At 68.8% G+C, this 10,925-nt stretch carries 8 protein-coding genes and 1 pseudogene; 7 read left to right on the top strand and 2 right to left on the bottom strand.

Going from position 1 to position 10,925, the window contains the following annotated elements; genetic code table 11:
• Window positions 1-167 (bottom strand): annotated as a pseudogene (locus A5711_RS11700) (malonyl CoA-ACP transacylase); the annotation flags it as partial.
• Window positions 164-4,333 carry an NEW3 domain-containing protein gene (locus A5711_RS11695; protein ID WP_067946577.1) on the bottom strand — a complete coding sequence of 1,390 codons (4,170 nt, stop codon included), beginning with the start codon at window positions 4,331-4,333 and terminating at the stop codon, window positions 164-166. The pseudogene A5711_RS11700 and the gene A5711_RS11695, both read right to left, overlap by 4 nt.
• A 38-nt stretch (window positions 4,334-4,371) precedes the next feature.
• Between A5711_RS11695 and A5711_RS11690 the strand changes: the two genes are divergently transcribed.
• The 7 genes from A5711_RS11690 to A5711_RS11660 form a co-directional block, all read left to right on the top strand.
• On the top strand, window positions 4,372-4,965 hold the full coding sequence (locus A5711_RS11690; RefSeq protein WP_067946576.1) for a DinB family protein: 594 nt from the start codon (window positions 4,372-4,374) through the stop codon (window positions 4,963-4,965).
• Between the two features lie 40 nt (window positions 4,966-5,005).
• On the top strand, window positions 5,006-6,349 hold the full coding sequence (locus tag A5711_RS11685; RefSeq protein ID WP_067946574.1) for an AarF/ABC1/UbiB kinase family protein: 1,344 nt from the start codon (window positions 5,006-5,008) through the stop codon (window positions 6,347-6,349).
• Window positions 6,349-7,266, top strand: a complete 918-nt coding sequence (locus A5711_RS11680; protein WP_067946572.1) for an alpha/beta fold hydrolase — start codon at window positions 6,349-6,351, stop codon at window positions 7,264-7,266. Before A5711_RS11685 ends, A5711_RS11680 begins: the two co-directional genes overlap by 1 nt.
• Before the next feature lie 87 nt (window positions 7,267-7,353).
• Window positions 7,354-8,214 carry a cyclopropane mycolic acid synthase family methyltransferase gene (locus tag A5711_RS11675; RefSeq protein WP_067946570.1) on the top strand — a complete coding sequence of 287 codons (861 nt, stop codon included), beginning with the start codon at window positions 7,354-7,356 and terminating at the stop codon, window positions 8,212-8,214.
• 145 nt (window positions 8,215-8,359) lie between these two features.
• Window positions 8,360-9,241 (top strand): cyclopropane mycolic acid synthase family methyltransferase, encoded by an 882-nt coding sequence (locus tag A5711_RS11670; protein WP_067946568.1) that lies wholly within the window; start codon window positions 8,360-8,362, stop codon window positions 9,239-9,241.
• A gap of 83 nt (window positions 9,242-9,324) precedes the next feature.
• Window positions 9,325-10,221, top strand: a complete 897-nt coding sequence (gene mmaA4 / locus A5711_RS11665; protein ID WP_067946579.1) for a hydroxymycolate synthase MmaA4 — start codon at window positions 9,325-9,327, stop codon at window positions 10,219-10,221.
• A 94-nt stretch (window positions 10,222-10,315) separates the two neighbouring features.
• Window positions 10,316-10,925 (top strand): YciI family protein (locus tag A5711_RS11660; RefSeq protein ID WP_067946566.1); only part of this gene is annotated, 610 nt, incomplete at its 3' end.

Here is a 10,925-nt window from a genome sequence, read left to right as displayed (position 1 = left end):
CGCCCGGTCACGATCAACTGGGTCAGCCAGCGCCGCAGTTGACGCCCCTCGGCGGTGCCGCCGGCCGGCAGGGCGGCCCCCGCCCGCCCGCCGCGCAACCGCGCTTCGGCCGCGTCGACCTCGTCGACAAGGACCGGAATACCGGCGACGGTCGCGACCACGCTCATGTCACCGTCACCTTGACCGCCGGGGTGTAGACCAGCCGGCCGGCGCAGCCTATCCGGACCAGGGCCCACCATTGGCCGGGATCCAGCCCGGCCGGCGGCCTCACGTCGAAGCGCACGTCAACGGTGCCGTGGGCGGGCAGCACCGCACCCGCCGCGGCGGGACCCAGCCACTCCCATGTGCCCCACGGGCTGATCAGGTGCGCCTCGAGGGCCAGGTCCGCCCCGGCGTGGGTGCCGACTCTGACGGTCAGCGCCGCCCTGTCGCCGGCGGCCAACTCGACGTCCGCCGGCCCGTCGATCAGATACAGCGGCTGCGCCTCGGCGCACGGGCCGACCTCGATCAGGCAGACATCCTCGACCGCCTGCCGCCACGCGGGCGGGACGCCTTCCCCGCCGATGCGAAGCTGTGCGCGGATCGGGTACAGCCCCGGCTCGACGCCGGCGGGCACCGACACCGCCACGTCGGTCTCGCGGTATTCGCCGCTGCGCAGCGTCAGGGGAAGCTCGTCGGGCTTGGCCGACCAGCCCCGCGGGCACACCAGGGTGACTGTCCCGGTCAGGGTGGCGTCGCTGCAGTCGCTGGCCGCCGTGAGGCGCAGCATGACCTCGCCACCGGGATCGGCGGCCCCCCGCGCGGGATGCAGATGAGCGACGGCCGGCAGCCCGCCGAGCGGGGCGGGGCCCCGGTTGTGCAGCCAATAGCGCGCGTACAACGGCTGGGCGGCTTCGGCGTCCGGGGCCAGCGCGGGCGCCCCCGTCGGTGCGGGGGGCGCGTGGAACCGAGCCAGCACGGTGGCCACCTGATAGCCGTGCAACTCGAGCGGGCGGCCGCCGGCGCGCGGCGTTTCGAGGAGGTCGGCGTCGCGGAAGTCGCCGACCTCGCCGATGTCGGAGCCGATCACGACGCTCGCGGGCGCCCCTGTCGTCTCCACCAATCGCAGCGCGACCGCGCGCGGGTCGACCGGCCGGGCGCTGCCCGCCGTGAGCGGGTTGCCGGCCGCCTTGAGCGCGGCCAGCTGCACCCGGCCGGCGGGCTCGACGCTCAGCAGGGATCCCGCCGCGGGCAACGCCCCTCCCGACCGGCCGGGCGCGCACGCCAGCAGCGGGTGGGAGAACTGCGCGCTGCGGGTGGGGATCTCGGCGCGACGCCAGTCGCCCGCCCCGCAGACCAGGGCGTAGTCGAAAACGTGTGTCCAGTGCTGCAGTTGGAAGTTCGAGCCGTCCGGGGCGGTGCGGCGCGGCTCGTCGATCCAGATGCCCGACGGCCAACCGGTGCAGGACCGCATCAACGCGGTGTGCAGGGTGCCCTCGGCGTCGACGGCGAAGCTGGGCACGCCCCGGTTGAGCAGGGCGACGGTGCGGTCCTCGAATTCGCCGGTTCTCGCCGGCGCCTTTTGGCTTACCACGATTTCGGCGTCGTCGAGGTCGTCGGCGACCGACGCGATCTCGGCGGCCAGGCTTTCCGCGTCGCGGCCCGCGAGCACCAGGACCGGCAGCGCGACCGGCGCACGCAGGTCCGCGCTCGGCACCCACACCGCGGCCAGCGGCGTCGCGGCGGGCACCCAGACCCTGGCCCGGCCCGTCGTCGCCAGCTGGCGCTCGAGCTCTTCGGCATACACCGGGTCGGCCTGCGCCAACACCGCCTTGGTGAACGCGTTGCGGGCCGGTCCGCCCAGCGCGACGCGCACGTCGGGCAGGTTCGAATCGACGTCGAGGTGGCCGTAGCGCGACTTGCCCGCGCCACTGCAGGTCGCCGTCACCCCGGCGCGGGCCAGCGCAACGATCAGCTCGCGCGCGAGCGGACCCGACACCGCCTCGTCCGGCGACACCACCTCGGCCACCGAGATCGCGCGCACGGCTCGGCTGTGCGCGCCCACCCGGACCCGCGCCGCCGAGGACAGGCCGAACCAGCCGTAGGCCGGGTTGTCCAGCGTCCACGGGTGCCGCGCGGTGTCCACCGACTCGGTCCCGTCATGCAGCAACGCGAAGCCCCGCCCCACGACGGCGTCACCGACCTCGCTGACCGGCATGGCGCCCGACACCGGGCACGGCCAACGCAGCCGCACCAGGCGGTCGGCCCCGGTGAATTCGTCGATGGTGGTGCGGCAGTCCACCCGCGCCACGCCTCGCCACAGCGTCAGGGTCTGCGTGTAGCGCGCCACCGCTCCGATCCGCCCGGTGACGACGATCCGCTGCCCCAGCGGGCCGTGGTAGGCCCGCGCCCGCGCCGGTAACTCCGACGAGCACACCACCGGCCCCCTGGGCAACAGGTGCCACGGGCCCTCGGCCTGCGTCGGATGCGCCGCGTACTCCTCGTAGACCGCGAGCTCGTTGCCCACCCGGCCCTCGGCGATCAGCTCGCGGCCGTCCGCGACCAGGGACACGACTCCCCCGCCGCGCGCCGGGTCGACCTCCAGGCGGAAGTGCTCGTTCGCGATCGCCGCGCCGACCACGGGTTCCCAGCCGCTCGGGCCGTCATGGGGAACCAGCCGGTAGCCCCGCCACCCCATCGACGGCACTCCCCGCGCCAGCCAGGTCACCGACCGGCCGCCGTGCTCGACGTGTGCGGGCAACTCGGCACCGTCGGTGTCCAGCACCCGGGCCCCGCCGGCCACTGGCGTGTCGAGCCGCGCGGTGACGACGTCGGTCCGCTTCTGTGCCAGCGGATTCCACACGACCACGTCGGCGTCGACCGCGCGGGAAAGCAGCGCCAGCGACGCGTCGCGCGTCGCGCGGCCAAGCTCCCACGCGTCGCGCCAGCCGGTCAGCAGGTCGAGGTAGACCTGGTCGGACTCCGAGCCGGTGATGCCGTCGTGGTGCGCCCCGTACGCGAGCTGCACCCACGCCTTGGCCAGCGCCGCCTGCGGGTACTCGGCGCCCGACATCAGCCCGGCGAAGACGGCGAACCGCTCGGCCTCCAGGACGGCGTTCTCCGCGGCCCGGTTGGCCTGCTTGGTGTCGATGAAGGAGACGTCCTTGCCGGTGTAGATCGGGTTCATGTCCCGGGTCTGCGGCGACGGCACGCGGCCGCGCTCGGCCAGTTCGGCGCGCACGGCCGCGAAGAACTCCCGCGGCAGCGCGCACACGAAGCGCGGCCAGGCGTAGCGCGCGGCCCAGTCGCGGTGGATGGCGGTCACCCACTTGTTCGGCGGCGTGTAGTCGGTGCCGACGGGCAGCAGGACGTTGCGCGTCAGCGCGACCTTCTTGAGCTGATCGAACAGGGCAAGGGTGGCGTCCTCGGCCTCGCTGAGCGACGTCGACGAGTCCATCCACCAGCCCGCCGAATAATGCGCGGGCATGTAATGGGTGAGCAGGCCGCGGCCCGACGGCGAAATCCACTCGAATTCGCTGCTGAACTGCATCCGCTCGATGTCCCCGTCGCCGAGCGCGGGCCCCCACTGGTGGTGCGGGCCCCGGGCCCACGAGCTCGATGTCAGCCCGGCGTCGGCGGCCATCCCGGGGAATTGCGGGTCGTGGCCGAACACGTCCAGCTGCCACGCGGTCGCCGGGTCGGCGCCCAGCACCTCGCGTTGAAAGCCCATGCCGTGCAACAGGTTCCGAATGGTCGTCTCGGGGCTGGTGAGGTTGGTGTTGGGTTCGTTGTAGGTGCCGCCCATCACCTCGACGCGGCCCTGCGCGATGAACCGGCGCAGGTCGGCGCGGTCCTCGGGGCGGGTGTCCCAATACGGCTTGAGGTAGTCGACCTCGGCCAGCACGAACTTGTACTCGGGCTCGCGGCGGGCCATTTCGAGGTGCGCGTGCACGAGTGCGAATCCGTTCGTCTGCCGGGCACGTCCCGGCGGGTCCTCGGTCCACTCGCTGGTGTAGGCGCCCTGGGTGTTCCACCAGACCGGGTCGTAGTGGAAGTGGCTGACCATGAACATGGTCCAGCCGGGCTCGGCCACGACGAACTCGAACGGCTCGACGGCACCCGCGGCCAGCGCCCGCGCCGCGCGCCGCTGTCCGACGACCGGGCGGTCCACCCTGACCGGGACCTCGACGACCTGCTCGCCGACTCCGGCCACCGCCTCCCCGCTCAACCCGTCCCCCTCGACGCGGACCGGCGTCGGGGCGGGCACCGCGGCAACGGTGATGCGGGCCAGCTGCAACGGCGCGTCCGGCGGCCCGACGAACAGCTCGGCCGAGTGGGCCGAAACCAGCTGCATCCCCGCACCTTACGGCGGAGGAGACCTAATATCCGGTAATGCCCGCTCTTGCCCGGCCCGTAGCCGACGAACGCAGCGCCCTGTGCGAATACCTGGCCTACCACCAAAGCGCGTATTTCGCGGTGTCCTACGGCCTGACCGACGAACAGGCGCGGTCCACCCCCTCGGTCAGCGCGTTGTCGATCGGCGGGCTGATCAAGCACGCCACCGGGATGCAGCGCAGCTGGATGGCGCGCGTCGCCGCGGCGCCGGACGCGCCGCCGAAAGACACTCGCCCGTTCGAGCAGATCACCAAGGACTTCGCGGATCAGCACGTGATGCGGCCCGACGAGACGCTGGCCGGCCTGCTGCGGGCATTCGAGGAACAGAACGCGGCATCGCTGCGACTGGCGGAGACCGCGGACCTCGACGCGGCGGTGCCGGTTCCGCAGGACATCCCGTGGTTTCCCAAGGACCAGAAGGCCTGGTCGGTGCGCTGGGTGATCCTGCACGTGATCAACGAGTTGGCCCGGCACGCCGGGCACGCGGACATCATCCGCGAAACCATCGACGGCGCCACCATGTACGAGTTGATCGCGGGCCTCGAGGGCTGGGCGGTCCAGGGCTGGGTACAACCCTGGGGCCCGAGCTAGAAATTGGGACTGGCTTCGCCGATTTGGCAGACTGCTTTAGATGAGCTCTACCAAACATCGAGACGTGGCCAGGCTGGACCGGGTGCCGCTGCCGGTGGAAGCGGCCCGGGTCGCCGTCACCGGTTGGCAGGTCACCCGCACCGCCGCGCGCGTCATCACCAAGCTGCCCGGCAAAGGCCCGTGGCAGCAGAAGGTGATCAAGCAGCTCCCGCAGACCTTCGCCGACCTCGGCCCGACGTACGTGAAATTCGGCCAGATCATCGCGTCCAGCCCCGGGGCGTTCGGCGAATCGCTGTCCCGCGAGTTCCGCGGCCTGCTCGACCGGGTGCCGCCCGCCGACACCGAAGAGGTGCACAAGCTCTTCGTCGAGGAACTCGGGGGCGACCCCGCCGAGCTGTTCGCCAAGTGGGAGGAGACGCCGTTCGCGTCGGCGTCGATCGCCCAGGTGCACTACGCGACCCTGCACACCGGCGAAGACGTGGTCGTCAAGATCCAGCGCCCGGGCATCCGGCGCCGGGTGGCCGCCGACCTGCAGATCCTCAAACGCTTTGCCCAGGCCGTCGAACTGGCCAAGCTGGGCCGCAGGCTCTCGGCGCAGGACGTGGTCGCCGACTTCTCCGACAACCTGGCCGAGGAGCTGAACTTCCGGCTCGAGGCGCAGTCGATGGACGCGTGGGTCTCGCACCTGCACGGCTCGCCGCTGGGCAAGAACATCCGGGTGCCGCAGGTGCACTGGGACTTCACCTCCGAGCGGGTGCTGACGATGGAGCGCGTGCACGGCATCCGCATCGACGACGTCGCCGCCATCCGCAAGGCCGGTTTCGACGGGGTCGAACTGGTGAAGGCGCTGCTGTTCTCGCTTTTCGAGGGCGGCCTGCGGCACGGGCTGTTCCACGGCGACCTGCACGCCGGCAACCTCTACGTCGACGAGGCGGGCCGCATCGTGTTCTTCGACTTCGGCATCATGGGCCGCATCGACCCGCGCACCCGCTGGCTGCTGCGCGAGCTGGTGTACGCGCTGTTGGTCAAGAAGGACCACGCCGCGGCGGGCAAGATCGTCGTGCTGATGGGCGCCGTCGGGACCATGAAGCCCGAGGCCCAGGCCGCCAAGGACCTGGAGAAGTTCGCCACCCCGCTGACCATGCAGACGCTGGGCGACCTGTCCTACGCCGACATCGGGCGCCAGCTGTCGGCCCTGGCCGACGCCTACGACGTCAAGCTGCCCCGCGAGCTGGTGCTGATCGGCAAGCAGTTCCTCTACGTCGAGCGGTACATGAAACTGCTCGCCCCCAAGTGGCAGATGATGTCCGACCCGCAGCTGACCGGCTACTTCGCCAACTTCATGGTCGAGGTCAGCCGCGAGCACCAGTCCGAAGAAGTCTGATGCAGATCCGCACCGGGCACGCCACTGTCTTTGATCCCAACGGCGACCTGAAGCTCTATTACGAGGACATGGGCGATATCGACGACCCACCCGTGCTGCTGATCATGGGGCTGGGCGCCCAGCTGCTGCTGTGGCGAACCGACTTCTGCGAGCGGCTGGTCAGCCACGGGCTGCGCGTCATCCGGTACGACAACCGGGACGTCGGCCTGTCGAGCAAAACCCGGCACCGCAGCTCGGGGCAGCCGCTGGTGGCGCGACTGGCGCGCTCCTGGCTGGGCCTGCCGAGCGAAGCGGCATACAAGCTCGAGGACATGGCCGACGACGCCGCGGCCGTGCTGGATCATCTGGGCATCGAGCACGCGCACATCGTGGGCGCGTCGATGGGCGGCATGATCGCCCAGATTTTCGCGGCGCGATTCCATGAGCGGACGAGAACCCTCGGGGTCATCTTCTCCAGCAATAACTCGGCCTTCCTGCCGCCGCCCGGTCCGCGCCAGCTGCTGGCGCTGATCAAGGGGCCGCCGCCGAGCTCGCCGCGCGAGGTGATCGTCGACAACGCCATCCGGGTCAGCAAGATCATCGGCAGCAGGCGCTTTTTGGCTTCCGAGGAACAACTTCGGGCCGAGGCCATCGAAAGCTACGAACGCAGCTATTACCCGTGGGGCGTCGCAAGGCATTTCGACGCGGTGCTGGGCAGCGGCAGCCTGAGGCGCTACAACCGCCGGACCGCCGCCCCGACCGTGGTGATTCACGGCCGGGCGGACAAGCTGATGCGGCCATTCGGCGGTCGCGCGGTGGCCAGGTCCATCGACGGCGCCCGATTGGTGTTATTCGACGGGATGGGCCATGATCTGCCACAGCAGTTGTGGGATCAGGTGATCGGCGTGCTGGCGGGCAACTTCGCCAGAGCGAACTGAGCCGAAATCACTCGAGAGAAACGCTTCCCCTGCGATCCCGGTCCGTATCGCCGAGTTGTACGGTTGTCCAAGGAGGTGGGTCCACCAATGGCCAAGCTGAAGCCGTATTACGAAGAGTCGCAGGCAACCTACGACATCTCAGACGACTTCTTCGCGCTGTTCCTCGACCCCAACATGGTGTACACCTGCGCCTACTTCGAGAACGACGACATGACGCTGGAAGAGGCGCAGCTCGCCAAGCTCGACCTGGGGCTGGACAAGCTGAAGCTCGAGCCGGGCATGACGGTGCTCGACGTCGGGTGCGGGTGGGGTGGGGCCGTGGTCCGCGCGGTTGAGAAATACGACGTGAACGTCATCGGCATCACGCTGAGCCGCAACCACTACGCGCGCACCAAAGAACGGTTGGCCGCCATTCCGACGACGCGGCGGGCCGAGGCCCGGCTGCAGGGTTGGGAAGAGTTCGACGAGCAGGTCGATCGGATCATCAGCTTTGAGGCCTTCGACGCGTTCAAGAAGGAACGCTGGCCCGCATTCTGGGACTGGGCCTACAAGACCCTCCCCGACGACAGCCGGATGATGATGCACAGCATTTTCACGTATCCGCAGTCGCAATGGAAAGAGCGCGGCATCCCGATCACCATGACCGATCTGCGTTTCTTCCACTTCCTCGGGAAGGAAATCTTTCCCGGCGGGCAGATGTGCGGCGAACCCGACATCGTCGACAATGCGCAAGCCAGCGGCTTCTCGGTCGAGCAGGTCCAATATCTGCGGCCGCATTACGCGCGGACACTGGACACGTGGGCGGCCAATCTCGAGGCGAATCGCGAACGCGCCATCGCCGTCCAGTCCGAAGAGGTCTACAACCGCTTCATGCGCTATCTCACCGGCTGCGCGGAGCTCTTCCGCAAGGGCATCTCCAACGTGGCCCAGTACACGCTGACCAAGTAGCGCCCGTCGGCCGGCATCGGCCCTGAGAATGCGCCCGGTAAAAACTTCGGCGCACGCGCGCGCAAATGCGCGGTTTTCGATCCCGCGCGAGTAGCGTGCCCCCGGAGATGGCCGCCTCCTGGTGGCCGTCCTCTCGGGAGGACAGATGTCTGACAACCCGGCCAGCGCTGTTCGTACGCGCTCCAATTTCGACGACGTACGGGCGCACTACGACCTGTCGAACGAATTCTTCGCCCTCTTCCAGGACCCCACCCGCACCTACAGCTGCGCGTACTTCCCCCGCGAGAACATGACCCTGCAGGAGGCACAGCTCGCCAAGCTCGACCTCACGCTGGACAAGCTCGGGCTCGAGCCGGGGATGACCCTGCTCGACGTGGGCTGCGGTTGGGGTTCGATGTTGAAACGCGCCGTCGAGCGCTACGACGTCAACGTCGTCGGGCTGACCCTGTCCAGGAATCAGCACGCCTATTGCCAGCAGGTGCTCGACGGGATCGACAGCGGCCGGTCGCGGCGGGCGCTGCTGTGCGACTGGGCCGAGTTCAGCGAACCCGTGGATCGCATAGTCATCGTGGAGGCGTTGGAGCACTTCGGTTTTCACCGCTACGACGACTTCTTCAAATTCGCCTACACCGCCCTGCCCCGCAACGGTGTGATGCTGCTGCACTCGATCACGGGGTTGCACGGAAGGCAGGCCATCGAGCGCGGCCTGCCCCTGACGATGCGAGTCGCGCGGTTCATCAAGTTCATCCTGACCGAGATATTTCCGGGCGGCCGGCTGCCGATGATCGAGACCATCGGGGAGCACTCGACGAAGATCGGCTTCCGGGTGACGAACGTCCAGTCGCTGCGGACCGACTTCGCCAGGACCCTCGACCTGTGGGCCGGCGCCCTGCAGGCGCGCCGCGCCGAGGCCATCGAAATCCAGTCCGAAGAGGTGTATGAGCGCTACCTGAAGTATTTGACCGGCTGCGCCGGGGCTTTCCGCACGGGGTACATCGACTGCAACCAATTCACGCTGGAAAAGTAGAGTTGGGTATCGTTGCACGTCACACCCCGAGGCAAAGCCGTGGGAAATCCGCAGTGAACTTCATCCAGGAGAACCAGACGAAAATGGCTGATCAACCGGCTAGCCCGACGAAGATCCGGACGGCGCCCGAGGACATTCAGGCGCACTACGACGTCTCCGACGACTTCTTCGCCCTGTTCCAGGACCCCACCCGGACCTATAGCTGCGCCTACTTCGAGCGTGACGACATGACGCTGGAAGAGGCCCAGTACGCCAAGATCGACCTGAACCTGGACCAGCTGGACCTCAAGCCGGGGATGACCCTGCTCGACATCGGCTGCGGCTGGGGCACCACCATGAAGCGCGCGGTCGAGCGGTTCGACGTCAACGTCATCGGCCTGACCCTGTCCAAGAACCAGCACGCCCGATGTGAGGAGGTGCTGGCCTCCATCGACACCAACCGCTCGCGTGAGGTGCGGCTGCAGAACTGGGAGGACTTCAACGAGCCCGTCGACCGCATCGTGTCGATCGAGGCTTTCGAGCACTTCGGGCACGAGAACTACGACGACTTCTTCAAGCGGACTTTCGACATCATGCCCGAGGACGGCAGGATGACCGTGCAGAGCAGCGTCAGCTACCACCCGTACGACCTGGCCGCCCGCGGCAAGAAGCTGACCTTCGAGACGGCCCGGTTCATCAAGTTCATCATCACCGAGATCTTCCCGGGTGGCCGGCTGCCGTCCACCCAGATGATGGTCGACCATGGCGAGAAGGCGGGTTTCATTGTGCCTGCACCGCTTTCACTGCGGCCGCACTACATCAAAACGCTGCACATCTGGGGCGACACGCTGGAGTCCAACAAGCAGAAGGCCATCGAGGTCACGTCCGAAGAGGTCTACAACCGCTACATCAAGTACCTGCGCGGGTGCGAGCACTACTTCACCGACGAGGCGCTCGACGTCAGCCTGGTGACGTACCTGAAGCCGGGGGCGGCTGCGTAGTCCGGCTCTGGCTGTGTCGGATTAGGGCTGCGTCGTTCGTCGGATAGGTAGAGAGTGGAGCAGGAGGCTTCGCTCACTACCGGAGGTGACGAACATGCAATATTTCGCCCTGCTGATCGCCAAGGAGCGAGACCGCACGCCTGAAGAGTGGGCGGCCGGCATGGCCGCCTGGGAGAGCTTCCACGCCAAAGCCGGCCCGGCGATCAAAGCCGGTGACGCGCTCGCGCCCGCTGCCAGCGCGGCGGTCATCACCGGCGGGCCGGACGCGCCGGTCACCACCGACGGCCCGTTCGCCGAGTCCGCCGAAGTGGCCTGCGGCTACTACGTGTTCGAAGCGGAGAACCTGGACGAGGCGCTGGCGCTGGCGCGCGACGTCCCGGTCGCCCAGTTCGGAGCGGTGGAAGTCTGGCCGGTGGTCCACGCGATCGAACCGTCCCGCAAGCTCACGGGAAACGACTGGTTGGCGCTGCTGCTGGAACCCCCGGCATCGGCCCATACGCCGGGCACCCCGGAGTGGGAGGCCGTCGCGGCACGCCACGCCGAGCTCCATGCGGCCGCGGGTGATCACATCCTCGGCGGCGCCGCGTTGCACGACCGGTCCACCGCCACCACTGTGCGGGTGCGCGACGGCGAGCAGGTATACGCCCGTGGCGATTTCGGCGCCCTCCACGTATGGCCCATCGGTGATGAGGACCTCGCCGTCG

Source organism: Mycobacterium sp. E2238, assembly GCF_001672665.1.
Lineage (GTDB): Bacteria > Actinomycetota > Actinomycetes > Mycobacteriales > Mycobacteriaceae > Mycobacterium.
The sequence above is the reverse complement of the archived record's forward strand: the minus strand, read 5'-3'. Positions and strand labels throughout refer to the sequence as shown.